The 26,679-nt window shown below is 61.3% G+C and carries 17 protein-coding genes and 1 pseudogene; 7 read left to right on the top strand and 11 right to left on the bottom strand.

The features are described from left to right. Positions 1-3: 3 nt before the first annotated feature. Positions 4-474, bottom strand: a complete 471-nt coding sequence (locus tag PQR42_RS09405; protein ID WP_408207737.1) for a M67 family metallopeptidase — start codon at positions 472-474, stop codon at positions 4-6. A 7-nt stretch (positions 475-481) separates the two neighbouring features. Then, positions 482-1,375 carry a DMT family transporter gene (locus tag PQR42_RS09400; RefSeq protein WP_408386143.1) on the bottom strand — a complete coding sequence of 298 codons (894 nt, stop codon included), beginning with the start codon at positions 1,373-1,375 and terminating at the stop codon, positions 482-484. A gap of 71 nt (positions 1,376-1,446) precedes the next feature. Here PQR42_RS09400 and PQR42_RS09395 point away from each other — a divergent pair, with 71 nt between their 5' ends. Continuing rightward, a complete protein-coding gene (locus tag PQR42_RS09395; RefSeq protein WP_408386145.1) occupies positions 1,447-3,054 on the top strand; it encodes an aminotransferase-like domain-containing protein in 1,608 nt (535 codons plus the stop codon). Here PQR42_RS09395 and PQR42_RS09390 read toward each other — a convergent pair. From PQR42_RS09390 to PQR42_RS09360, 7 genes are all read right to left on the bottom strand, one after another. Continuing rightward, positions 2,954-6,274, bottom strand: coding sequence for an efflux RND transporter permease subunit (locus PQR42_RS09390; RefSeq protein ID WP_408386147.1), 3,321 nt, complete (start codon positions 6,272-6,274; stop codon positions 2,954-2,956). The genes PQR42_RS09395 and PQR42_RS09390 overlap by 101 nt on opposite strands. Positions 6,275-6,277: 3 nt before the next feature. After that, entirely contained in the window at positions 6,278-9,400 is a 3,123-nt protein-coding gene (locus PQR42_RS09385; RefSeq protein WP_408207729.1) for an MdtB/MuxB family multidrug efflux RND transporter permease subunit, read from the bottom strand. An 18-nt stretch (positions 9,401-9,418) separates the two neighbouring features. Next, on the bottom strand, positions 9,419-10,810 hold the full coding sequence (locus PQR42_RS09380; RefSeq protein WP_408493623.1) for an MdtA/MuxA family multidrug efflux RND transporter periplasmic adaptor subunit: 1,392 nt from the start codon (positions 10,808-10,810) through the stop codon (positions 9,419-9,421). Between the two features lie 364 nt (positions 10,811-11,174). Continuing rightward, positions 11,175-12,011: an IclR family transcriptional regulator gene (locus PQR42_RS09375; protein ID WP_408386151.1), complete on the bottom strand. Its 837-nt coding sequence runs from the start codon at positions 12,009-12,011 to the stop codon at positions 11,175-11,177. Positions 12,012-12,758: 747 nt separating this feature from the next. Continuing rightward, entirely contained in the window at positions 12,759-14,213 is a 1,455-nt protein-coding gene (locus PQR42_RS09370; protein WP_408386153.1) for an ISKra4 family transposase, read from the bottom strand. Between the two features lie 308 nt (positions 14,214-14,521). Beyond that, entirely contained in the window at positions 14,522-15,667 is a 1,146-nt protein-coding gene (locus PQR42_RS09365; RefSeq protein ID WP_408386155.1) for an alpha-hydroxy acid oxidase, read from the bottom strand. A gap of 81 nt (positions 15,668-15,748) precedes the next feature. Then, entirely contained in the window at positions 15,749-17,047 is a 1,299-nt protein-coding gene (locus PQR42_RS09360; protein WP_408207719.1) for an L-fuconate dehydratase, read from the bottom strand. A 190-nt stretch (positions 17,048-17,237) separates the two neighbouring features. Between PQR42_RS09360 and PQR42_RS09355 the strand changes: the two genes are divergently transcribed. The 5 genes from PQR42_RS09355 to PQR42_RS09335 all read left to right on the top strand — a co-directional run bounded on the left by PQR42_RS09355 (position 17,238) and on the right by PQR42_RS09335 (position 22,955). Then, positions 17,238-17,948: a GntR family transcriptional regulator gene (locus tag PQR42_RS09355; protein WP_408207717.1), complete on the top strand. Its 711-nt coding sequence runs from the start codon at positions 17,238-17,240 to the stop codon at positions 17,946-17,948. A gap of 120 nt (positions 17,949-18,068) precedes the next feature. Beyond that, positions 18,069-19,550, top strand: a complete 1,482-nt coding sequence (locus PQR42_RS09350; protein ID WP_408386157.1) for an extracellular solute-binding protein — start codon at positions 18,069-18,071, stop codon at positions 19,548-19,550. 107 nt (positions 19,551-19,657) lie between these two features. Continuing rightward, positions 19,658-20,812: a carbohydrate ABC transporter permease gene (locus PQR42_RS09345; protein ID WP_408386159.1), complete on the top strand. Its 1,155-nt coding sequence runs from the start codon at positions 19,658-19,660 to the stop codon at positions 20,810-20,812. Then, entirely contained in the window at positions 20,809-21,840 is a 1,032-nt protein-coding gene (locus PQR42_RS09340; protein ID WP_408207711.1) for a carbohydrate ABC transporter permease, read from the top strand. The genes PQR42_RS09345 and PQR42_RS09340 overlap by 4 nt, the downstream gene beginning before the upstream one ends. Further along, positions 21,837-22,955 (top strand): ABC transporter ATP-binding protein, encoded by a 1,119-nt coding sequence (locus tag PQR42_RS09335; protein WP_408386162.1) that lies wholly within the window; start codon positions 21,837-21,839, stop codon positions 22,953-22,955. The genes PQR42_RS09340 and PQR42_RS09335 overlap by 4 nt, the downstream gene beginning before the upstream one ends. Positions 22,956-24,554: 1,599 nt before the next feature. On the opposite strand, the gene PQR42_RS09330 is transcribed toward PQR42_RS09335, so the two are convergent. Together PQR42_RS09330 and PQR42_RS45825 are read right to left on the bottom strand one after the other, a co-directional pair. After that, positions 24,555-24,866 (bottom strand): high-potential iron-sulfur protein, encoded by a 312-nt coding sequence (locus PQR42_RS09330; RefSeq protein WP_408386164.1) that lies wholly within the window; start codon positions 24,864-24,866, stop codon positions 24,555-24,557. A gap of 513 nt (positions 24,867-25,379) precedes the next feature. Then, positions 25,380-25,622 carry a hypothetical protein gene (locus tag PQR42_RS45825; protein ID WP_494478182.1) on the bottom strand — a complete coding sequence of 81 codons (243 nt, stop codon included), beginning with the start codon at positions 25,620-25,622 and terminating at the stop codon, positions 25,380-25,382. A gap of 231 nt (positions 25,623-25,853) precedes the next feature. Between PQR42_RS45825 and PQR42_RS09325 the strand changes: the two are divergent. After that, positions 25,854-26,286, top strand: a pseudogene (locus tag PQR42_RS09325) (DUF6946 family protein). The last annotated feature ends 393 nt before the right edge of the window (positions 26,287-26,679 follow it).

Genomic DNA, 26,679 nt, shown 5'->3' with positions numbered 1-26,679 from the left:
TGGTCAGCTCCTGACGTGTGTCGTTGAGTCTTGTTCGTTGACTTGAAACTCCTGAATGCAGGCAAAACACTTGCCGTTCCACCGGAACAGCTTTGCCGACCTGGCCTGAGCCTTGTAGACATCCACGACCAGGTAGGCAACCGGGTATGTCGGCTTGCCCATGAACAGCGCCTTGTTCTCGTCTTCACGGCTGAAGTAGGCGCCGACATCCGGATGCGAGTGGTAGATGATCGTGACGGGGTTGCTGCTTCGAAAGCTTCGGTTCATCGCAAGCGTATCCGCGACGGAGAAGGTGTAGCCGTTGGTTGCGGTGCGCGTATGGATATCAGGCTGGCGGCGATTCAACTCGCTCTGGATATTGACGCCGCAGTGCACGGTGCCGTCGGCGAAAACAAAGCCACAACACTCCTCGGGATACGTGCTGCCGGCGTGGAGGTAAATGCGCTGCAGATTTTCGTGATTGAGCGTGTCCATATCGGCCTCACGACGACGTCCGGCTGTTTCTCGCCATGAGTTTTTCCACGGGCAACTTTGTAATGGCGAAGCCGAGGAGCAACATAGCTGAATAGAAACAGAGGTCCCTGGAAATCGGCAGCCCCTCGTACCAGGAGCCGATCACGACGGCAAACACAGGGAAGACGATGAACACGAACGAAAGAATGACCGGACTAAGTCGCTTGAGCAAAAAGAAATAGACGATGAATCCGCCGACTGAAGCCGCCAATCCCAAGTAGGTCAGCGCGCTCCATGAGCGAAGTGTGATCTCGGACAGTCTGGGGTGTTCGAGCAACGTTCCCGCAATGAACAGCATTAACCCGGCGATACCGATCGGCAGCGTGTTGAAGGTGATCACGCTGATGTGCGCGCCCTGACGCTTCGTGATGACGTAGCACAACGCATGCATGATTGCTGCGGCGAGAATCGCCAGAACCCCAAAGAGTTCGGCGTGATCCATGTGCATGCCTTGAGTTTTTACGATCATGAACAGACTGCCGAAACCGACGGCGATTCCGATGAATTGCGAGAGATAAATCTTTTCCCGGAGAAATAATGCGGAAAATATCAAGATAAAGACTGGCATGCTGCTAAACAATAGGGCCGTCAATCCCGATGCGACATGCATTTCCCCGTAGTTGAGAAAATAATACGGAACGCTGAAGTAGCCCAACGTGACGAAAATAAAGAAGCCGATTTTTTCGCGGGGGAAGAAAAGCGACTCCTTGCGGATCAACGCAAAGGCCAGGAACAGCGGGAAGGCGATCAGAAAGCGAAGGCCGGCGGAAGTCAGCGGCGGCGCGCTTTCAACGGCTATCTTGATGCCCAGCCAAGTGGTGCCCCAGCTCAGGCAGACGATCAGAAAGAGGAGGGACGTCACGAACCCAGTGCGCCAACCTCCGTGTGCCTTTTGCGGACTATCGATAGTGGCCGTTATCGCCATGGTGTCAATTGATCCCTTATCTTAATTTAAATCTCGATGAATCAGTAAAATGGGTATTGATCGCTTCAATAAGCGTATTAGGATGCCTAATGACAGTCAAACCAATTATTGACATGGTTTCAATTCTGAAGCCGGCGCTCGAGGGCGGGCAGGCGGCCAAATACAAGCGCCTCGCAGAGGCCTTGGCTGCACGGATTCACGACGGCTCGATCGCGGGCGGCGCCAAGCTTCCACCGCACCGGCTGCTGGCCGACAAGCTTGGTGTGACTGCCGGTACGGTCAGTCGCTCGTACGCTGAATTGGAGCGCATTGGACTGGTCGTCGCGAGGGTGGGAGATGGGACCTTCGTGCGCAAACGCGGCCTGGAGCGTTCACGCGACCGCGGTTTTAAGAATTTTATCGACGAGCCGCACCCGTGCATCGATATGAGCCGCAGCACGCACATTCCCGGACAGGTAGCCGCCATGCTCGCACGGAGCCTCGAGGAACTGGCCGGGGATGCCGAGACCTTGCGTGAGCTCACGCTTTATACGCCGGATCTCGGTTCGGCGCGCCATCGCCAGGCCGGTGCGCGATGGTTGACGCACGGCGACTTCAGGGTCGAGCCGGAGCAGATCGTGTGCGTCAACGGCGGCCAGCACGGGCTGCTCTGCGCGCTGATGGCTCTGCTTCGCGCGGGGGATATTCTGGTCACCGAACGCCTCACCTATCCGGGGTTGATCAGCGCGGCGCGCTTGCTCGGCATCAAGCTGATCGGCATCGAAATGGACGAAGAGGGACTCATGCCTCAAGCGCTACTGGAAGTTTGCCGCACTCATCGTGTTTCTGCCCTGTACTGCACGCCGAGCATCCAGAATCCGACCACCGCCGTGCTGTCGGCCGACCGCCGCGAGGCCATTGCGAGGATATGCCGGGCCCACAATGTCCTGATTATCGAAGATGAAGCGCATGGCGTATTGATGGCAAACCGCCCGCCGCCAATCAGTCTGTTTGCGCCCGAACGCGGCATCGTGATCGGCAGTTTGAGCAAGGTCGTCGCGGCGGGCCTGCGCGTCGGCTATGTCCATGCGCCTTTGCCGTTGATCGGCCGCTTTAGTGCAGCGGTGAGGTCCACCTGCTGGATGGCGACGCCTCTATCGATGGAGCTTGCGAGCCGCTGGATAGAGCAGGGTGTGGCGCAGACGCTCGTGCGTCAGCAGGCGGCTGAACTCGAACGACGCAAGCATCTCGTGGAGAGCTATCTTGCCGGACTGAACTACATGACGCACCCGCAGAGTCCGCACTTCTGGATAGAGGTTCCGGTGCCGGGGCGCGCGTCGGATGTACAGGCGGTTTTGGGGCAGCAGAACTGTCTTGTCAGCGCCGCTGACCTGTTCGCGGTAGGACAGAGCGTCGTGCCTCAGTTCGTGCGCGCGAGCGTCAGCAATACCGGCGAACGCGATGAATTGCTGCAAACCGGGTTCGCGGCGCTGTCAGCCACGTTGCGACAGCACGCGCCGCGAAACCCCAATCACTTCAGGACGGCGCAATCCCTGTTCTGCGCGCCTTCCTCGACTCCCACCTCACCCGAATCCGATCCATATAAAGATACACAACCGGCGTCGTATAAAGCGTAAGCATCTGACTCACAATCAACCCACCAACAATCGCAATCCCCAGCGGCGCGCGAAGTTCCGCCCCTTCACCCCGCCCAAACGCCAGCGGCAAAGCCCCCAGCAACGCAGCGAAAGTCGTCATCATGATCGGCCGGAACCGCAGCAAACAGGCCTGATGAATCGCATCCCGCGACGACAGGCCATGCCGCGACGCTTCAATGGCAAAGTCCACCATCATGATCGCGTTCTTCTTCACGATACCGATCAGCAGAATCACCCCGATCAACGCGATGATGCTGAACTCCGTCTTGAACAGCAGCAACGCCAGCAACGCCCCCACCCCTGCCGAAGGCAGCGTCGACAGAATCGTCAACGGATGGATATAGCTCTCGTACAGCATCCCCAGCACGATATACACGGCGGCCAGCGCGGCCAGAATCAAAATCGGCTGATCGGACATTGACTGCTGGAACGCCTGCGCCGTCCCCTGGAAACTGCCGTGGATAGTCCCCGGCATGCCGATCTGCGCCATCGTGTCGTAAATCGCCTGGGTCGCCGTCGACAGCGAAACGCCCGGCGGCAAATTGAACGAAATCGTCGAGGCAACGAACTGGCTCTGGTGATTCACGGAGAGCGGCGTACTGCCCGGACCGAAGCTCGCGATCGCCGACAGCGGCACCATGGTTTCCTTCGCCGTCGACACCGCCGCACCCGACGATGCGCTCGACTTGCCGCTCGCCGCGATCGAATTGATCGCCTGATTGCGCGCGGAGTCAGAGGCAATGCTCGCCGCGCTCGAGGCGGTCGTGCCCGCCGTGCCTCCTGTCGTGGCACTGATCGACGACGTCGTCGCGGCGGCGGCGGCCGTTGTCACCGTGCCCGCCGGCGCGTTGGTGGTCTGCGCGCCGCTCGCGCTGCCGCCTGACGTGCTGACGTAGATCTGCTTCAGCATGTCCGGGCTCTGCCAGTACTTCGGCGCGACTTCCATCACGACGTGATACTGGTTCAGCGGGTTATAGATGGTCGACACCTGGCGCTGGCCGAACGCGTCGTACAAGGTGTTGTCGATCTGCGCCGGCTTGATGCCGAGGCGCGCGGCGGTGGCGCGGTCGATCGTCACCATCGCTTCGAGGCCGCCTTGCTGCTGGTCGGAATTCACGTCCGCCAGTTCGGGGCGCGCCTGCAGCGCCTCGGTGAGCTTCGGTCCCCACAGGTACAGGTCGGGCGTCGAATCGGCCAGCAGCGTGAACTGGTACTGCGCGTTCGATTGCCGCCCGCCGACGCGAATGTCCTGCACCGCTTGCAGGAAAGTCCGCGCACCGGCCACGTCGCCGAGCGGCACGCGCAGTTCCTGAATTACCTGATCGGCGGAGGCCTTGCGCTCGGACTTCGATTTCAGTGTCACGAACATGAAGCCGGAATTGGTCTGCCGTCCGCCGGTGAAACCGGCCACGCTCTCCACGGCCGGATTCTTGCCGACGATCTCCATCATCTGCGCGAACTTGCCTTTCATGGACTGGAACGAGGTGGCCTGATCCGCCTGAATGCCGCCGATCAGCCGCCCCGTGTCCTGCTGCGGAAAGAAGCCCTTGGGCACAATGATGTACAGCCAGACGTTCAGGCCGATGGTCAGCAGCAGGACCGTCACGATCAGGCGCGGATGCAGCAGCGCCCAGCCGAGCGTGCGCTCATAGCCGCGCTGCATCGACGCGAAGCCGCGTTCCAGCCAGCGGCCGAAACGTCCTTCTTCCTTCCGCTCGTGCGGCTCGCGCAGGAGGCGCGAGCACATCATCGGCGTGAGCGTGAGGGAGACGATCAGCGACACGCCGATCGCGAGCGAAAGTGTGAGCGCGAATTCGCGGAACAGGCGCCCGACAATGCCGCCCATCAGCAGAATCGGCAGGAACACGGCGACTAGCGAAATACTGATCGATAGCACGGTAAAGCCGACTTCGCGCGCGCCGAGAAAGGCCGCCTTCATGCGCGGCACGCCGTTCTCGACGTGTCGAGAGATGTTTTCCAGCACGACGATCGCGTCGTCGACCACGAAGCCGGTCGCGATGGTCAAGGCCATCAGCGAGAGGTTGTCGATCGAGAATCCGAGCAGGTACATCGCGCCGAACGTGCCGATGATGGAAATCGGCACGGCCACGCTCGGAATCAGCGTGGCGCGCCAGTTGCGCAGGAACAGAAACACCACCATCACCACCAGCGCGACCGCGACCACCAGCGTGCGTTCGGTGTCTTTCAGCGAGGCGCGGATCGTGGTGGAGCGGTCGGCGGCCGGCGCGATGTCGACGTCCGCGGGCAGCGACGCGTGCAGTTGCGGCAGCATCGCCGTCACGCGGTCGATGGTGTCGATGATGTTCGCGCCCGGCTGGCGGTACAGAATCACCAGCACCGAACGCTTGCCGTTGAAGAGGCCGAGGTTGCGCAGATCCTCGACCGAATCGACCACCTCGGCCACGTCGGAGAGCTTCACCGCCGCGCCGTTGCGATAGGCGATGACCAGGTCCTTGTATTGCGACGCCTTGCTGGCCTGGTCGTTGGTATAGATCTGCACGCGGTTCGGGCCGAATTCGATCGAGCCTTTCGGGCTGTTCGCGTTGGCCGCGGCAAGTGCCGCGCGCACGTCTTCGAGACCGATGCCGTAGTGCGAGAGCGCATTCGGCTCCAGTTCGACACGTACGGCCGGGTTGGCCGAGCCGCTCACATCCACTTCGCCGACGCCGTCCACCTGCGACAACGATTGTTGCAGCACGGTGGCCGCGGAGTCGTACAACTGGCCGGCAGTGAGCGTTTTCGACGTGAGCGCCAGAATCAGGATCGGCGCATCAGCCGGATTGACCTTGTGGTACGTCGGGTTGCTGCGCAAGCTCGCCGGCAGATCGGCGCGGGCCGCGTTGATGGCGGCCTGCACGTCGCGCGCGGCGCCGTCGATGTCGCGGTTCAGGCCGAACTGCATGGTGATACGCGTCGAGCCGACCGAGCTCGACGAGGTCATTTCGGTAACATCGGCGATCGAGCCGAGATGCCGTTCGAGCGGACTGGCGACGCTGGTCGCCACGGTATCCGGACTCGCGCCCGGCAGCGTGGCCTGCACCGAAATGGTTGGAAAATCGACCTGCGGCAGCGGCGCCACCGGCAGTTTGGTGAACGCGAAAATACCGGCCAGTGCGATGCCGATCGCCAGCAGCGTGGTGGCGACCGGGCGGGAGATAAACGGACGCGACAGATTCATCGCTCAGTTCCCTGCATCGGTGACGGGCGGCGTAGGCTTGCCACGATTGAAGCGCTCACGCGCGCGACGGCCCAGCGAGTCGAACGCGAGGTAGATCACCGGCGTGGTGAACAGCGTCAGCAACTGGCTGACGATCAACCCGCCCGCAATCGCGATACCGAGTGGACGGCGCAATTCCGAGCCGGCGCCGGTGCCGAGCATCAGCGGCAGCGCGCCGAGCAGGGCGGCGAGCGTGGTCATCAGAATCGGGCGGAAGCGCAGCAGACACGCCTGATAGATCGCTTCGCGCGGCGGCTTGCCTTCCTCGCGCTCGGCATAGAGCGCGAAGTCGATCATCATGATCGCGTTCTTCTTCACGATGCCGATCAAGAGCACGATACCGATGATGCCGATGATGTCCAGGTCGTGCCCGGTGATCAGCAGCGCCAGCAACGCGCCGACACCGGCCGAGGGCAACGTCGAGAGAATCGTGATCGGATGGATGAAGCTCTCGTACAGCACGCCCAGCACGATGTACATCGTGACGATCGCCGCGAGAATCAGGAACAGCTCGTTCGACAGCGACGCCTGGAACGCCAGCGCCGCGCCCTGGTAGCGGGTCTGGAACGACGCGGGCATGCCGATGTCCTTCTCCGCCTGGTCGATCGCCTTGACCGCCGCGCCGAGCGACGAGCCCGGCGCGAGGTTGAACGACACGGTGGTGGCCGGGAACTGGCTCAGGTGCGTGACCAGCAACGGTGCGGGCTTCTCGATGAAACGCGCGATCGACGACAGCGGCACCTGTCCACCCGTGGATGTGGAAGAGGGCAGATAGATCGACTTCAGCGACTCGGTGTAATGCTGCATCTCCGGCTGCGCTTCCAGGATCACTCGATACTGATTCGACTGCGTGAAGATGGTCGAGATGATGCGTTGGCCGAACGCGTCATACAGCGCGCTGTCCACGGTGGCCGGCGTGATGCCGTAACGCGACGCGGTGGCGCGGTCGATTTCGATGTAGACCGACTGGCCGTTGTCCTGAAGGTCAGTGGCCACGTCCGCGAGTTCGGGCGATTGCCTCAACCGATCGATCAGCTTCGGCACCCACGTGGTGAATTCGCTGATGTTCGGATCGGTCAGCATGAACTGGTACTGCGTCGGGCTGACGGTCGAGTCGATCGTCAGATCCTGCACCGGCTGCATGTACAGCGACGCGCCGGGAATATGCGCCACGTCCCGCTGCAATTGGCGGATCACTTCGCTCGCGGTGTTGCTGCGGTCGTCGCGCGGCTTCAGGTTGATCAGCATGCGGCCGCTGTTCAGCGTGATATTGCTGCCGTCCACGCCGATGAACGAGGTCAGGCTTTCCACATCCGGATTCTTCAGGATCTGCGCGGCGAGTTCCTGCTGGCGCTCGGCCATCGACGCATACGACACCGACTGCGGCGCCTGCGTGATCGCCTGGATTACGCCGGTGTCCTGCACCGGGAAGAAGCCCTTCGGAATGAACACATACAGCACGCCGGTCAGCACCAGCGTGAGCACCGCGACGACCAGCGTGGAGCGTTGCCGGTTCAGCACCCACGTGAGCGCGACCGCATAACGCGCGATCACCCAGTCGATCGCGCGGTGCGCCTTGGCTTCGAAACGATGGCTCTCGTGCGGCGGCGTGTGGCGCAGCAGTTTGGCGCACATCATCGGCACGAGTGTGAGCGACACGACCGCCGAGATCACGATCGTCACGGCGAGCGTAATGGCGAATTCGTGGAACAGGCGGCCGACCACATCGCCCATGAAGAGCAGCGGAATCAGCACGGCGATCAGCGACACCGTCAGCGAAATAATCGTGAAGCCGATCTGTTTCGAGCCCTTCAGCGCGGCTTCGAGCGGCGCTTCGCCTTCCTCCACGTAACGCGCGATGTTCTCGATCATCACGATCGCGTCGTCCACCACGAAGCCTGTCGCGATGGTCAGCGCCATCAACGATAAGTTGTCGAGCGAGAAGCCGCACAGGTACATCACGGCGAGCGTGCCGATCAGCGACAGCGGCACCGAGAGACTCGGAATGATGGTCGCGTAGACGTTGGCGAGGAACAGGTACATGACCAGCACCACCAGCACGACCGACATGGCCAGTTCGAACTGCACGTCGCGCACGGAAGCGCGGATCGTGGTGGTGCGGTCGGTGACGATCTGCACGTCGAGCGCGGCGGGCAGCGCCTGCTGCAACTGCGGCAGCAGCTTCTTGATGCTGTCCACCACCTGAATCACGTTCGCGCCCGGCTGGCGCTGCACGTTCAGAATGATCGCGGGCGTGCCGTCGACCCACGCGCCGAGCTTGGTGTTCTCCGCGCCCTGCACGATGGTGGCGACGTCGGTCAGCATCACCGCGCGGCCGTTCTTGTACGCGACCACCGCGCTCTTGTAGGCGTCGGCATCGGTCAACTGGTCGTTCGCGTTGATCGTGTAGTTGCGCGTGGGGCCGTCGAAGTTACCCTTCGGCGTGTTGACGTTCAGGTTCGAGATGGTAGTGCGCAAGTCGTCCAGATTCAGACCGTACGCGGCGAGCGCGCGCGGGTTTGCCTGAATCCGCACGGCCGGACGCTGGCCGCCCGACAGGCTCACCAGACCCACGCCCGCCACCTGCGAAATTTTCTGCGCGAGACGCGTGTCGGCCAGATCCTGCACCTGGGTGAGCGGCAACGTCTTCGAGGTGATCGCGAGCGTGATGATCGGCGCGTCGGCCGGATTGACCTTGGCGTAGATCGGCGGCGCGGGCAGGTCGGACGGCAGCAGGTTGCCGGCCGCGTTGATGGCGGCCTGGACTTCCTGCTCGGCGATATCGAGCGGCAGATCGAGGCTGAACTGCAATGTGATGATCGACGAGCCGGCCGAGCTTTGCGACGACATCTGATTCAGCGACGGCATCTGCCCGAACTGGCGCTCGAGCGGCGCGGTGACCGACGACGTCATCACGTCCGGGCTCGCGCCCGGATAGAAGGTCTGCACCTGGATGGTCGGATAGTCGACCTCGGGCAGCGCCGAGAGCGGCAAAAAGCGCAGTGCGACGAGACCGACCAGCATGATCGCCGCCATCAGCAGCGCGGTGCCGACGGGACGCAGAATAAAGGCGCGAGATGGATTCATGCGGTAAGTGCCATGCCCTTATTGCGAGGCTTGCGCCGCGTGTTTGCCATGATGCGCGTGGGCGCCGGATGCGCCCGATGCAGCGGCCGCCCCCCGGGCACCTGAAGCACCACGAGGCTTGTCGGCCGGAATCGTGATCTTCGCGCCTTCCTTGAGCCGGTCCGAACCGTCGATCACGACGCGCTCGCCCACGGCCAGGCCGGATTGGATGCTGGTGCGCTCGCCATCCACGGGGCCGACCTTGACCGGCCGCACGGTCACGGTGTTGTCCGCCTTCACGACGTACACGAACGGGCCCATCGAGCCGTTGAGCACGGCCGGTGTCGGCACGATCACGGCGTCCTTGATCGTATCGACCAGCAGGCGCGTGTTTACGAACTGATTCGGAAACAGCAGGTTCTTGCTGTTCTGGAAGATCGCGCGCAGCTTGACCGTGCCGGTGGTGGTGTCGATCTGGTTGTCCAGCGTTTCGAGCATGCCGCCTTCGAGCGACGTGGTGTTGCTGCGGTCATACGCGGTGACCGAGAGCTTCGCGCCCGACTGGGTCTGCTGGATGATCTGCTGCAGATTGTCTTCGGAGGTGGTGAAGATCACGCTGATCGGCTGCAACTGGGTAATCACGACGAGGCCGTTGGCCAAACTCGGCGTCACGTAGTTGCCCGGATCGACCTGGCGCAGGCCGACGCGTCCCGACACCGGCGCGGTGATGCGCGCATACACGAGGTCGAGCTTGAAGGTGTCGATATTGGCCTTGTCGGACTTCACCGTGCCTTCGTATTGCCGCACCAGCGAGGCCTGCGTATCCACCTGCTGGCTGGCGATAGAGTCCTGCGAGAGCAGCGTCTGATAGCGCTTCAGGTCGAGGCGGGCGGTTTGCAGCAGGGCCTCGTCGCGCGCGAGCGTGCCTTGCGCGTTGTCCAGCGAGATCTGATAGGGGCGCGGGTCGATCTGGGCCAGCACGTCACCCTTCTTGACCATCTGGCCTTCCTTGAAATATACGTCCTGCAACACGCCGCTCAACTGCGGCAGCACGGTGACGTTGGCCAGCGGCGTGACCGTGCCGAGCGCGGTTAGCACCACCGGCATTTCGCCCTGCGTCGCGGCTGCCACATGCACCGGCTGAGGCATATTGCCCATGGCACCGCTGCGGCCCGCGCGGCCGGCTCGGGCGTCGCTGGCGCCGGCCGCGCCGCTCGCGCCACCGCCGGGACCGCCCCACGGATGCCAGCGCCACAGCACCACCCCGAGGATGACCAGCGCCGCGATGATCAACGCGATATTGCGGCCGCGGTGCCGCTTCACCATGCCTGGCGGCGGGTTCGGTGTGCCGGCGGGGCCGCCGCTGGAGGACGGTTGGGAAGCCGGAGGAACAGGGCGTGTGGTTTCCGAATGCTTTTGTTGTTCGTCCATCGGTTCGGTCAGGTGACTGGCTTGGATGTGAGCCGCTCGCGCGTTCGTGCCGTTTCGACAGTTCGGCGGACCGGCACGCGAATGGCATGACAGGCGGTTTCGACAACGGGTGCGCCGCGCTCGTTCAGCGCGATGCTACCCGAGGCGCGGGACAGAGATGTTAACGCAATGCGGCATCGAAACAGGCGGCCGGAACGTTATCGAAGGGGAAAACGGCAAGCCGGGCGCGCGTCCCGCGACAGGAAGGCATGATCCTACGTCGCGGGCTCTGTAACAGTCCACCCGCGTATTTTTCTTTTGATTACGAAGGTTACAGGATGTCTTGCAACAACCCTGGCCGCCGACCGGCGAACCCGCCGCCGTTTCAGGTATCCAGGCGGCGCCCCGGTGTGCCGCCGATCTCCAGCACGATTTTGGCGACGCACTCGAGCAGGGCCGGCGCGGCGCGCGAGATCAGCCAGTCGCGCGGGCACTGGTCGGCGGAGCCGCCGCAATTGACCGCATAGCGCTCGCCCGACGGTCCTGTGAAACCCAGTGCGATCGCGTTCAGTCCGTCGTACCATTCGCCCGTGGCAATCGCGAAGCCGCGCTCGATGGTTTCCTGTAATGCGCTGTCGAGCCGGCTGCTGACGTGGCCCCAGTCGTCGCCTTCAGCCGCCTGCAAGCCGATCAGCAATTTTTCCCGTTCCGGTGCTTCGAGCGCGGCCAGATAGGCGCGGCCGATGGCGGTGCGGCTCAGATTCATGCGCGAGCCGATCTCGAGGCGCGACACCAGCACCGCCGAACGCGGCCGGATCGCATCGATCACCACCATGTCGAGGCGGTCGCGCACGGCCAGATGCACGGACAGCGCAGTGCGTTCGGCGAGTTCGATCAGGAACGGCCGCGCGCGAGCGCGGATGTCGAAGTTGCGCAGAAAGCCATTGCTCAACTCCAGCACCGACGAGGTCAGCACGAAACGCTCGCTGTCGGGCAGACGGAACAGGAAGCCCGCGCTGACCAGCGTGGCGGTGATCCGCGACACGGTGGGCTTGGGAATGCCGGTCAGCTCGGTCAGTTCGCGGTTGCTGAGCGGCGCGTCGGCGGCTGCGACGGAGCGCAGCACCGTCAAGCCGCGCGCGAGGGCGGTCACTTCGTCGCCGGAGCCGTCTTTGTCTTTGGCCGGGTCTGCGGCGGTTCGGGAGGGCGTGGGTCGGTTCATGTGTTTTTCTGGAACTTTATTTCAATTTTTTTCTTCACAGTCTTGCTGGCAACCGTCTCTCAAAGCGCTAGCGACGCCCAAAAATGGGGAATTGAAGTGAATTTTCATCAGAAGATTCATTGTATCGGAATATTTTGCCGCGACGAATGACGCCTCTTTAGATTTTGCTTGACTTAGTCAGCATAACCATAAAAAATGGAATCTCATTTCGAAAGACGGTTTCAGGTTCTGTATTTTGAAGTTTTTGAACCTGCCGTGGCCCGCACAATGTCTGTGTCGAGTGTCTTCTCATAGTCCACCGCAACAGTCCATGTCGCGCACCGTACAGGCGCCGCATCGCAGGCCAAACTTTCGAATACCGTCTCTCAGGTTCTAGCACGGCCCTCGGAATGGCTAGAACTTTTTAAGGCGTCACGGCAACGTGACGCCTTTTTTTTCGGCTATGGGCGCACAACAAAGTTTGCTCCAAACGCGCGCGCTCCTCTTTTGCACAACAAAGTGTGCTCCAAGCCAAGATTCGGCGCCGCGGTGCAGCATCGAACATAGATGTCAACTATTAAGGAGTCGGATGAGTAGGCGCGATCCGCGAAACGAGAACAGCAACCGGGCCAAAGCGAGCCGTCATCTTGCGCGAAACAACCGTTGTACCGGCTCGGCGATAGCCGTCGTCAGAAAAATGCCCAGCTGTTGCCGGCGCTTGAGACCGTTCAAAAGTTGGGGAGGTCGATTTCGTCTGACCGCACTGGCTTATGGCAGGGTTGCAGGATCTGTTCTGTTCGTTGTTCGGTGCCGGCCTGGCAATGCTACCGTGGTGCATTCACCGTGTCGCGACGTGGCTATCTTGAACCCCGAGATGCGATGTGACGAGAATTCCCCGTTCAAAACTGCGACTCTGACCTGCGCCTTGCCATGCGCTCCTTTGTCAGTCCAGCGCATCTGTCGCTTCTTGGCCATACGGTAGCTGACAACCTGGTTCACCGCAGACTCGGCGATGCTGTTGCTGATCGGCAAGCCCTTGCGATGCCGCGCGCTGTAGTTGACCAACGTGCGCGCGTTGTTCTCCAGATAACTGGAGACGGTGTTCAGATTCCACCACAGCGTTTTGAATGCGTATCCTTCTCTCGCCAGCAACCGACTGTCCAGTGCCTTTATCCGCTCGACCGCCTTGCTGCCCTTGCCATGCCAGACCAACCACTTCGCGTGCGTGATTTCGGTCTCCACTGACTCCTGGTCCATCGAGTCGATCATCTTGCTGCCGAACACGGAACGCAGCGCCGCCTGGAACTTCATCGCAATGTGGAACCAGTCGAGGATCCGGCCGCGAGCCAGTTGACTGCCCTCGACCGTCTTTGCAAATTCACCAGCGTCGTCGCTGATCACGGTCACGCGTTCATCGCTCGCCACACCATTCCGGCTGAGGAACTGATCGAGTCGCGCTGCAGCCGAGGTAACCTCCCTGAGCACATACGCATACAGTTTTGGAGGACCATCGGTGAACGTCGCCCTCCCGGCGACGATATTGACGTGGCGGCCAGGGCCTCTCCCTGGGTCGCAATTTCGCAGCCACGCCGAGTCGACGCTCACGGCCGCGACATGGCTGGATTCGCGAACCTGCACGTCTGCGACGGTCTGGGTCAGCTTCGCAATGTCTCGCTCGATATCAGCGTCGAGCTCCTTTCCAATGTCGAGAATCCGATTCCGGATGCCGCTGGACGAAATGCCCTTGTCCAGCGGCAGCACTTCCTTGAGCATGGCCGCGGCCTGCCGGTATGGCAAATGAGCTGCCCACTTCGTCTGGAGGTATTCCAGCTCCGGTGCGACGCGCCAGCTTAGTTCTTTGGACAAAGGATGTACAACATGGTGTGGCGTCCGCGCAGTCCGCTGGCAAGCACACGACCACAGCCGCGGACTCTTCACCGTCACTTTGCCGTAGACGGTGCGCAGCACCGTCGATCGGCTGTCCTTGTGATTTAAGGCCGCACCGCAGCTGCGACAATGCGTCTGGCCTGAGAGCCACGACTGCACCTGTTTCGAAATGAGATCGGCCTGCACCTTTGCCAGCAGCGACCGCCCTTCCGCGAGAGTCAGGCCCAGTTCGGCAAGACAACAGTTAGGGCGCTCAATCACAGCCAGAACTCCGTCACCTTCCTCGACCGTATCATTGTCTGCGTCGACCAACCTTGCTTCGATGATCAACCGCATGGCTTGCTCCTACCGTGGCGAGACCGATCGGCCTACTCCAGACGAAACCGATGCCGCTACCGGTCGCACAAGCGGCCCTCCTTGCGAGCCTCCCCAACTTTTGCGCGCTCTCGTCTACGCTCGACGAGCGGATCAACCGGCATGAAGCACTGCTTCACCGGATCCACAAGTTCGGTCTGCACTGGTGGAGTTGGACGTTTCTGCAAGCATCGGAAGATTGCGGCCCGAAAGAAGATGCGGCGAACGGAATACGCCGAACATCTGGCTGAACACCGTCCACCGCCAGGTGTGGCGCCTGGCGCCGGTCTTCAACGCCTGTCAGGCAGCAGGATCCGCTCGTCCACCTGACGGATGTCAGTGTGGCCGCAAAAGGCCATGGTGATGTCCAGTTCCTTCTGGATGATCTGCAGGCACTGTGTGACACCAGCCTCTCCCATCGCACCCAGGCCGTAGAGGAAGCTGCGGCCGATCAGCGTGCCCCTGGCGCCGAGCGCAACGGCTTTCAGCACGTCCTGTCCGCTGCGGATGCCGCCATCCATCCACACCTCGAGGCGCGAGCCGATCTCACGCGCGATCTCGGGGAGTGCCGAGATCGAAGAGGGTGCACCGTCGAGTTGGCGGCCGCCATGGTTGGAGACGATCAGCGCGTCGGCACCGCTGTTGGCGGCAAGGCGCGCATCTTCGACATCCATGATGCCTTTCAGAATGAGTTTGCCACCCCAAAGCTTCTTGACCCACTCGACGTCCGCCCAACTCAGCGCCGGATCGAACTGTTCGGCGGTCCACGAACTCAGGGACGATAGATCGCCTACACCCTTTGCATGACCGACGATGTTGCCGAAGGTGCGCCGCCGGGTGCCGAGCATGCCGAGGCACCAGCGCGGCCTGGTCGCCAGATTTATGAGGTTCGCTGGGGTCAGTTTGGGCGGCGCCGACAGCCCGTTCTTGATGTCCTTGTGGCGTTGGCCGAGGATCTGAAGGTCCAGCGTCAGCATCAGGGCGCTGCACCGTGCCGCGCGAGCCCGCTCAATTAACCGCACAATGAAATCGCGGTCGCGCATCATATAAAGTTGGAACCAGAACGGCTTGCTGGTCTCGGCGGCAACGTCCTCGATCGAGCAGATGCTCATCGTGGACAAGGTGAACGGGACGCCGAACTTCTCCGCCGCGCGTGCAGCGAGGATTTCGCCGTCCGCATGTTGCATGCCGGTCAAGCCAGTCGGCGCGAGGGCTACGGGCATGGCGGCCTCCTGACCGACCATTTCCGTGCGCGTGCTGCGGCCCGCCATGTTGACCGCCACTCGCTGGCGCAGCTTGAGGCGCTGGAAGTCGCTTTCATTCGCGCGGTAGGTACTCTCGGTCCATGAGCCACTGTCGGCGTAGTCGTAGAACATGCGCGGCACACGCCGTTGAGCAAGCACGCGTAAATCTTCGATGCAGGTGATGACAGGCACAGTTTTTCTCAGCACAGGGAATAACGACGAGTGTACGTTCTCGGACGGTCGCTCGGTATTCTGGGAATGCCTGGGAAAAATTCACGCCCGCCACGCCGCCCCTTGCGGAAAGTGAAATTGGTCGAGCGACTCGGCGCGCATTTCGATGCTATAGCCGGGCAGTTGCGGCGGCTTATAGCGTCCGTTGCGAATTACGACGGGGTCGACGAAGTGCTGGTGCAGGTGGTCGACGTATTCGAGTACGCGGTTTTCAAGCGATGCTGACACGCAGATGTAATCGAACAGAGCGATATGCTGCACGTACTCGCACAGCCCGACACCACCCGCGTGCGGACATACCGGCACACCGAACTTCGCCGCCATCAGCAACACGACGAGCACCTCGTTGAGACCGCCGAGCCGGCAACTGTCGACCTGGCAAAAATCGATCGCCCGCGCCTGCAATAGCTGCTTGAACATCACGCGGTTATGGCAATGTTCGCCGGTCGCCACACCGATCGGGGCGACGCGCCGGCGGATGGCCGCGTGCCCCAGGATATCGTCGGGGCTCGTCGGCTCTTCGATCCACCACGGGTCGAACTCTGCGAGGCGCCGCATGTTGGCGACGGCTTCGTCGACTTCCCACACCTGGTTGGCGTCCATCATCAGCTTGCGATCAGCGCCGATTTCGTCGCGCAGAATGCGCGCGCGCCGCACGTCCTCGTCGAGATTGCCGCCAACTTTCTGCTTGAAGTGCGTCCATCCCTGGGCCACGCCTTCGCGAGCGAGGCGGCGGATCTTTTCATCGTCGTAACCGAGCCAGCCCGCCGACGTGGTGTAAGCCGGATAGCCGTTCGCCAGCATCTCCGTTTCGCGCTCAGCTTTGGTGGCCGCGTGGCGCCGCAGGATCGCAAGCGCTTCGTGGGGTGTTAGTGCATCTGTGACGTAGCGGAAGTCAAGACAGCGCACCAGCGCCTCCGGGCTCATGTCCACCAGGAGTTTCCAGACCGGTTTGCGTTCCGTCTTCGCCCACAGGTCCCACACGGCATTCACGATAGCGGCAGTCGCGAGGTGAATCGCGCCTTTCTCCGGACCGATCCAGCGCAACTGGCTGTCTGACGTGAGGGCGCGCCAGAACGAACCCATGTCGGCAACGATGTCTTCGAGGGTCTTGCCGACGATGAGCGGCGCCAGCGAGTTCACCGCGGTCACGCAAATTTCGTTACCCCGGCCGATGGTGAAGGTGAGTCCGTGTCCCGCCATCTGTTCCGGTGAGTCTGTTTCGAGCACGACGTAGGTGGCCGAATAATCCGGCGCCGCATTCATCGCATCGGAGCCATCGAGCGAGCGGGAGGTCGGGAAGCGGATGTCCCGAACGGACAGGTTCGTGATCGTGGTCATCTGGACGCCCCCCAAGGGTGGCCGGTGCGGCAGCCAGGATGGTACGCGCGTATGGCTCGCACCAAGCGCCGCTGGCAAGCACACACGAGGCCACATTCCAAGCGTTAGCACGCGTTGACAGCACTGATTTCACCACCTAGCATGCTAGCATGTTAGTCGTAAATCAAGCTCTCCGTGAGCCTCTTGATCCATGAAGTCAGCGGCCATCGGCCCTTATGCCGCATTGCAGAAACTGCAGGGCGGCGAACGGAGTAGTTTGACCGACGCCGTGGCAGAGGCGTTGCGCGAGGCTATCGTCACGCTGGCGCTGGAGCCGGGAATGATGATCGACAAGCAGGCGGTCTGCGAACGGATGGGTGTGTCGCGTTTTCCGGTGTCCGCGGCGCTTGCGAAGCTTGCAACCGCTGGGCTCGTCGAGGTGTTGCCGCAACGCGGCACGCGTGTGAAGCCGATCGTGATTCACGACATCCGCCAGCATCTGTTTATCCGCAGCGCGCTCGAAGTCGAGACCGTGCGCGGCCTGTCGTCGACGCGTTCCGACGCGACTCTGGAGGCGCTCGCCGCCAACCTCGACAAGCAACGCGAGGCCGTGGCCAAAGGATTGCGCCATGAATTTCACCTGCTCGATCTCGCCTTCCACGAGATCCTGCTCGACGCTATCGACTTGCCTCGCGTAAAGGAAATCGTCGCCACGTCGCGCGGCGCGCTTGATCGTGCGCGCCAGTTGCTGGGGAGTCCGGAACGTCATATTCATACACTCGAGGAGCACGTGCGCATCTTCGAGGCGATCGCGGAGCGTGACGCCGAAGCTGCGGCCCACGCGATGCACCGTCATCTGGATGAAGTCGTTGCAGAGTTGCGGCGCTTTGCCAGCGAACGGCCCGATTTGTTCGAGGAGTAGACCGGCCTTCGCACGAGTCTTCGTAGGAGTCTCCGGACCGCCGCAGTCCGGGCGCATCGGGCGGGCTGCTCGCCAGCCGCCGAGCGCAGCGTAGTCAACTCGGTATGGAGGAGACAAAAAATGAAACTCGTCAAACGTGCAAGCGTGGCCGTCGCCCTGGCGGCTGCGTGGTTCATGGCAGCGGGGCATGCGCTCGCTGCAGAAGATTTCCATGGCGTCACCATCAATGTGATGACGTTCGTGGGTCCACAAATCGCGGAGCCGCTGCAGCGCCGTGCGCCTGACTTCGAAAAGCTCACGGGTGCCAAAGTCAACATTCTGACCGTGCCGTTCTCCGACTTGTACCAGAAGCTGCTGACCGATTGGGCCTCCGGTACGAACTCGGTCGACGCCGCGGTGTTCGCCCCGCAATGGATGGTCGACTACACGAAGGGCGGCTTCCTCGAGGACCTGTCGGCGCGCGTCGCCCATGATCCGGCGCTGAAGGAAGACGACGTCATGCCGTTCTTCCGCGATTTTTCGGAGCGTTTCAATGGCAAGACCTATCTGGTTGCGCTCGACGGCGACTTCCAGATGGTCTACTACCGGACCGACATTCTGAAACGGCTCGGCAAGCAGCCGCCGAAAACCTGGGACGATTACCTGGACATCGCGAAGGCAGCGAACGGCAAGGTATTCGGCGGCGACGGTAAACCGGTTGCGGGTTCCTGTATTTCGAAGAAGCGCAACGCACAGGCGTACTGGGCGATCATCTCGATTGCGGGTGGCTACATCCAGTCGAAAGGGACGGCGCAAGGAGCCTTCTTCGACCCGGCCAACTTCAAGCCGCTCGTCGACAATGATGCGTTCAAGGCCGCGCTGAACGTCTACAAGGAATCGACCCAATACGGGCCGCCGAACGAAATCAATCTCGACGTCGGCGATACGCGCAGCGCCTTCATTTCAGGACACTGCGCGCTGACGCTCGACTGGGGTGACGTCGGCGTGCTGGCGATCGACCCGAAGCAGTCGAAGGTGATCGACAAGGTCGGCGCGGTCATCCTGCCGGGCTCGACGAAGGTGTTGAACCGTGGCACCGGCAAGCTGGTGGCGTGCGACAAGAGTACGTGCCCGTATGCGGTGGAGGGCGTCAACCATGCGCCTTTTGCAGCATTCGGCGGGTGGTCCGGCGGGATCAATGCCAAGGCCAACCCCAAGGTGAAGGATGCAGCGTACGCGTTTCTCTCGTACATGAGCCAGCCTGCTCAATCGAATATTGACGTGACGATCGGTGCGACCGGTTTCAATCCGTATCGCCGATCGCAGTTCACGGACATGTCGATCTGGAAGAAGTCCGGCATGAGCGACGCGGCGGCGGCCTCCTACCTCGGCGCCATCAAGGCCAGTCTGCAAAGCCCGAATATGATCATCGATCTGCGTATCCCGCAGAACCAGCGCTACGAGCAAGTCGTACTGGACACCGCGGTGGCGCGGTTTCTCGCGGGGGAACTTGATGCCGACGCCACCATGAAGGCGATCCAGACAGGCTGGGATGAAATTACCGATGACCTTGGAAAGGACGGCCAGTTGAAGGCCTACAAGGCGTCGATCGGCGCCAAATAGCCGCATGCCGCGCCGGTCTGCGGCAACCGGCGCCGCTTCCGAAGAGGCGATGACGAACGGCGTCCGAATGTCGTTCGTCTGCCGTAACGATGACACGAGACTGGCTCATGCAATCTTCGTCGCACGTTTCGTCACCTGCTTCACAGCGACGCGCGTCGCGCAGGTCATCCGTTGCCAACTGGCTGGATCGTCAGGCTCCCTACGTGTTCGTGCTGCCGGCCGTGCTGCTCATTCTCGGCTTTTCGATCTTTCCGCTAGTCACGTCCGCCTATCTGTCGTTGATCCGGTTCTCGCTCGGCGAGGGAGGCTACGAACTGAAGTTCGTCGGCATGCGCAACTACGTGAGGCTTTTCAGCGGCAGCCAGCAATTTCACTTTGTCGGTGTATTCCGGCCGCCTGGCATTATTAGCCTCTCGGTGATGGTCGCTGCCGCGCTCGCTACAGGCTGGTGGCTCCTCAGTTACCTGCGCGGCAGGCATCGCTCTGTCGTCGGCGGCATCGGCCGGCTGATCACTGCTGCGTCCTTGCTGGCGCTCGTGTGGCTTGCCGCCAATACGGTCGGTCACAGCGGCGAGCTGGGCAGCCTGATGGTGACGCTCTTTTACGTGGTGTTCGGCGTGGCGCTGCAGTTCCTGTTGGGTCTCGGGCTCGCCTACCTGTGCACGTTGCCGCTCAAGGGCGGCCGATTTTTCCGGATTCTGTTCTTTCTGCCGCTGATGGTGACACCCGTTGGCATCGCGTACATGTTCCGCATGATGGCGGATACCGCAGTTGGCCCGCTTGCGCCGGTTTGGGCGTGGCTTGGGCTGGGGCATATCTCGTGGGCGGCGGACCCGTGGCTTGCGCGCATTGTGGTCATCATCGGGGATACCTGGCAGTGGGTGCCTTTCATGTTTCTCGTTTTGCTGGCCGCGCTGGAAGGCACCTCGCGTGACCAGATCGAGGCCGCGCAACTCGATGGGGCGTCGAGCTGGCGGATCTTTCGCGACGTGACCTGGCCGTCGATCGCGCCGGTCGCCGCGAGCGCGGTGCTGATTCGCCTGATCGAAGCGTTCAAGGTGGTCGACCTGCCGAACGTGCTGACCAATGGCGGCCCCGGCATTGCGACAGAATCAATGACACTGCACGCATTCATCGAGTGGCGCACGCTGAATCTCGGCGGCGCGTCGGCCGTCGCCTACATGTTGTTCTTCGTGTCGACGATCGCGTGTGTGTCATTTTTTCAACTCGTCGTGCGGCGCGCGCGAGGGGGGCAATCATGATCCGGCGCCTCTTTGTTCCCGCACGGCTCGATGAGATCCCCATCGGCACCCGGGTGATTGCCTACGGCCTGCTTGGCTTATGGACGCTGGTCGTATTGTTTCCGTTGTACTGGATGGCGATCACGTCGTTCAAGCTGCCTATCGACGTATCGAACGGGCCGGCCTACGTGCCATTCATCGACTTCAAGCCGAGTCTCGACGCTTGGCATTACATCTTCGTCGACCTCGGGCCGGACACGTTTCGTCCCTACGTGAATTCGCTGATCATTGCCACGTTCTCCACGGCTGCCGCCGTGTTCCTGGGCTCAATAGCGGCTTACGCCCTCGCGCGCATCGAGTACAGACCGCCCGTCGCGGCGGTGGGTCTCGGCGTTCTGATGCTGGCCGTGGTGGTGGCCGCCGTCGGCTGGGGCGGTGTGGATCTGCGGATCGCAGTAGCCGTTTGCGGCGCGCTCTTTTTCCTGCTGCTGCGCCCGATCATCCGACGCGCAAGGCGCCATTTCGGCAACGACGACATTCTCTTCTGGATTATTTCTCAACGCATCTTGCCGCCGGTCGTCACGGTGATCCCGATCTACCTGACCTTCAAGAGCATCGGGTTGCTCGACACCCGGACCGCGCTGATCATCACCTATGCGACAGCGAATGTGCCGATTGTCGTCTGGCTGATGTTCGATTTTTTCGCCAGCGTGCCGAAAGAAATCGAGGAGAGCGCACAGATCGACGGCGCGACACGCTTTGCCATCCTGTTTGGCATCGTGGTCCCGCTCGTCGCGCCGGGTATCGTGGCGACAGGCCTGCTCGTGCTGATCCTCTCCTGGAACGAGTATCTGTTCGCGCTCTTTCTGTCGACGGCCAACGCGCAAACCCTGCCACTTCTCGTCGCCGCGCAGAACGCCACTCGGGGGCCGCAGTGGTGGAACATGTCGGTGCTGATTCTGATCATGATCCTGCCGGTGATGCTACTCACGCTCACGCTACAGCGCTTCATCGTCAAAGGCATTCTCGTGGGAGCGGTCAAAGGATGAACGACATGGAGACGCAGGCGCCACGCCCGTCGCATTTCGCGAGCTCGACGGTGCCGCATTCGAAGAGCGTCTCGCTGCGCAATGTCAGCAAGACCTTCGGAGACACGCGCGTACTGCACGACCTGTCACTGGACGTACATGCGGGCGAGTTTCTTGTCCTTCTCGGCGAATCTGGTTGCGGCAAGACGACCGCGTTGCGCATCATCGCGGGACTCGAATCGGCGAGTGAGGGGAGCATCTACGTCGGCGACAACGACGTGACACAGCAACTGCCGCGCGATCGTGATGTTGCGATGGTATTTCAGTCCTACGCGCTGTATCCGCATAAGACGGTGTTCGAAAATATTGCTTACCCGCTGATCGTGAGAAAGCGCGCGAAGGCCGAGATCGATGTGGCGGTGCGCGACGTGGCGGCGAGCGTTCATCTTGAACCGCAGCTCGACCGGTATCCGCGTCAGTTATCGGGTGGCCAGCGGCAGCGCGTCGCGCTCGCTCGCGCCATTGTTCGCCGCCCCGCGGCGTTTCTGATGGACGAACCGCTGTCGAACCTCGATGCGAAGCTGCGCGGCCATATGCGTGCCGAACTCAAGCACATGCAGCATGAACTCGGTGTCACTACGATCTACGTCACACATGACCAGATCGAGGCAATGACCCTTGCGCATCGTGTTGCGCTGATCGACAAAGGCGTGCTGCAACAACTCGACGTCCCAGCGCGCATTTATTCGGACCCCGCCAATCTGTTCGTCGCGGGCTTCATTGGTTCGCCGCCAATGAATTTTCTGCGCGGCACGCTGACGAACAACCGCTTCGAGTCGGAAGGTCTGGCGCTGGTTGCGGACGTAAATCATCATGGGGAGGCGGTGCTTGGCGTGCGTCCCGAAGACTGCATGCTCGTCACCGCGGCTGATGGTGAGTTCCGGGGACACATCTATTCGGTCGAATTGATCGGCGATCACTCGCTCGTCACGCTGAACGTCGGAGAGCAGCAGATAGTCGTGAAGGTGTCGAACATGTTTGCTGGAGAGATCGGCGCGGAGGTCGGCCTGCGGGCGAACCGCGAGCGTGTTTATTTCTTCGACCAGCGTTCGGGCCTACGTATCCGGCCGTGCTGAGTGTTGCCGGATGCGGGCAGCGGATTGACCCAGATTGGCGCGATGAAGAAACCGAAGTCGCTCGACCGTTGCCAAAACTTTTTGGCGGCAAGAGTTGGGGTGTTTCTGGCTTGGTTCTGATAATCATATAGCCGGCCTCCTGTGCGTCAAGTCGGTGGGTTTGCACCCTGACTATACGTCAGCCGTTCTAACGGAACGGAGGCAGGCCGGCCATATGATTATCAAAACCCAGCGGCGCCCGAGAAGCGCCGCGTCATGCCCTTGAGTCTCGCATTCAACAGCGTCTGATTTCAGGAGATCTCATTGCAGCGTCGCAGGAGATCGAGTACTGGCTGAATCTCCAGCCCGAAGATTCTCGCGCGCGGCGCGTTGAGCGAGTACGGTGCTTTCATCCTAACCCAGAAGGTCCACAGCCTTCGAACAGATCCCCGCAGGCAACTAGCCACTGACAGAGTCCAACGCAAAAAAGACGCCCACGTTAGATCGGCCTTCGGGCAAGTCGTCGGCTAAGGCCGAGTTCCCCACTCTCTACGCTGGCAAATCAATGGTCCGTTACGCTTCGACCGACCATGAAGGTCCCGTTGGATAAATCGGCCGGTGAGGGAGCATCGGGAGATCACGTCGCTCCGCGACGCCGGAGCAACGCCGTAAAGGAAGTCGGTTGCCGTCCGCCGGCGTGACTAATTGGTTATTTTCCTCCGCATTGCACGCACCCGGCGACACGACTGGGGCGGAAAGACGCAACTAACCGTCTGAGCCCCCACACCGCAGCACTCAGTCGGCGCTATAGTGATGCACCGGAACGGCAAACGCGAATCATTTGGCATTCTTGGGTACTTCGCTTCCGAGAACGCAGCATGCATGTTTGCCACTGAATACGTCAAAGCCCATATCGACGGTCGGCGACATCCGAGACCACCGTTCTCCCTCGGGTAAGTCTGCGCCGGCCGTTTGTGCTCTCGAAGTTAGGGACACGGGATGGCCGGCGCAAGTGCAGGAGATATTCCGAATTCATAAAAAAAGCCGCAGACATTGCTGCGGCCCGAACACACACGCCGCGCACGGGGGCGCTGACGTTGGCTCCATCCTACACATCCGCATTTCGGACGCAATCAGGTATTTCATCCGAATACTTGCGAAGGCGCACTGCCGCATCTGTCGGGGCGCGGGCTTTCGTCAATCGCTGATGCAGGCTTTGCAGAATGGCCACAGGGTCGGTCGTCCCGCGCCCGAATGTCACAGGCGACGTCATTGATCAAAAGGCTGGCGATGCCGCTCTGATCGAGACGATGCCCGTCGCCATGACCATCGCGAAGGCCGTTGGTGGAAATGCCTGCACCCCAGGATCGACCAGGATTGAACGTCGGATTCGTTGTTCCCTGATGCCTCCACGCACCTCGACTCTTCACCGGCATTCGATATGGGCCGGGCAGAGTTGGCCCGGGCCAAAGAGTCGAAAAAAATCCAGACTGCGATCGGTCCGCTGCGACGCCTGACGGACATCGACACGCGATATCGAGGGGGCTACCGTTCCGGTCGACACTGCTTGCTCATGCAACGACATGCAACTACATGTGGCTGAGCATCGGTGCGCCAGATTCAGGCCTTTTTCACGTAAGCGTTACACCATCCCTTTGCATAAACCAGCTTGCCGCCGTAGGTTGGGCAGGGGCCTGTCGCCGAGCCGGGCTTGCCCTGATACAGCTGGCAATTAGCGCATGTCTGCTCAGTCTGATACCGGGGAAATTTGGTCTTGTCCACTTTCGCAGCGTCCGTCTTGTAGCCAAGTGCCTGTGCGGTCGGATCGTTCTCGGCAAGCAACGGGGCGTCGGCTCGCGACTCAGCGGAAAGAACCGTCGTTGATGCAACGGATGCGGTAAGTAACATGAAACGCCGGCGGGAGAGTGCCATGGTACGGACTCCTGTAGAAAATGGAAACGACTGGTGCACGGCGTGTCGCCCTTTGTCCGATCACGTTGACTGGATCCGGTCGGTCCATCGAATACCGGTCGCGTACGCCATACCCACCGAAGCGATAACCGGATTACTGGTGCTTCGCGCGCCTCGAAATGAGCATGTTTTGTAATTTTTACGACATCCGCTCCGAACGGCGGCCTTATGAAGTAGTGCATCGTTCGCCTGCGTGGCGGGCGGCCATACCGGGATGCGTCCAGGCTCAGGACAACTGCACGATGGAACGTCGGCAGCTCGACCGGCAACAACTGCAGGTCGCCAGCACACATGCGCTCGAACGCCTGCCAAGCGGCTGCCCCTGTTCGGCCGACAGTAGACGGTCCGTTGCTTGATGTTAAGGGCCGCCGTACCCATTACTAGAAAGCAGGGGTATGCGGCGGGCCCATACATCAACAGTTCTATCGCACTTGCAACTGCCAATTGAGTCTTCCTGGCCTTCTCCTGAGGAAGTCAGGTATCTCTGCCTTCAGGGTCGAAAATATCGGAGGTCTCGTTATCATGGACTTCTCCGGAACCGTAACATCGTGTGCAGAGCTGCCACCGCTCTCCGTCGCATTTTGGGCATGTGATGGTGTTGGACGTGTGAGACATGTCTGAAACAGTCTCGATTTCGGTTATCTGCACCTTTCCCGTCCCGCCACATTTTTCGCACTTGATTTTTCCTTGGCCACCACATTGCTGACAGGCAGTCATGGTCTCCCCTCCTGGTGGTTAGGTGGACATGACCATACTACTCCGAGCGCCTGAGAACACGAAGCCAGATGCTGCCTCCACGAACTCGCGCAGTTCCTTGCCGGGCGACGAGAACTTGTGGGCATGGTACTGGGCCAATTGTGCTTTTTTTAGAACACGTGACGCACCTACGCGGCGGTCAGCCCCACGTCGAGCGTTTGTAGCACCTCGGCTCGCGCGGATTGCCCCTAAATACGCCCTCCCGATATCCGTACGTTCGGGGGGACTGATAGGGGACAAATCTACATCCCGCCGAATCGTGTCGAAGACTGGGCTCAATTCCTCGCAGAACCTGTAAGGCATTGGCGCACCGGCTACTCGGCCCGAAGCCTCGCACGGCTGGCAAGATGCCGATTGCTTTCCGTCGCAGCTCGCCGAGGTCCTAGCGACGACCGAGGCCCCTAATGGAACCTCCATGCTGCTCTGCCTTCCGGAGCATCAGGTTGCGCTTCCCGGCGGCAGCACCAAGTCCCAGAGTGACACTTGGGTACTTGGCAAGGCATGCCAATATTCAGGTTTCGCGACGGGTCACCGCCGGCGGGTAACCAAACGGCCGCCCTGCGGCGCTGCCGGTCGGCACAACATGTGCACTGGTTCTGGATGTGGGCGACCTTGGTCGCGATAAATAGTAGTGTTCAGAGCAGTGCACTTGGTGCACAAGCGGGGATTTAGGAATAATCTGGGGCGTTCCCGCCGCAGCGGTAGCCCAGGCGTACAGGCGGTGCCTGGTAGATGACATCACGGGCGAGGTAATTCAGGTCGTGAAGTGGTAACAGCGGCACCGTCGCCACAGAGAGGCACGCAACAGCGCGCAGGAACCTGACGTGCCCAAAGCGAAGTCAACACTATTCTTATCTCCCACATTGCGGCAGGAAGCCGATGCCGTGGCTGACGACATGGAATGACGAGGGCGGCCATGCCAAGCCGAATCTATTGCGTTTGCAAAGAGCAGCTCGATAGCGCGTTGCCGGTAGCGTTCCCGACTGTTCCAGCGCCATGTCGCAAAACGTTTCACGAG

The sequence above is a fragment of the Paraburkholderia sediminicola genome (assembly GCF_046027355.1).
Taxonomy (GTDB): Bacteria; Pseudomonadota; Gammaproteobacteria; order Burkholderiales; family Burkholderiaceae; genus Paraburkholderia; species Paraburkholderia sediminicola_B.
Note: the sequence above shows the minus strand (reverse complement) of the source record. Positions and strands in the feature narration are given on the sequence as shown.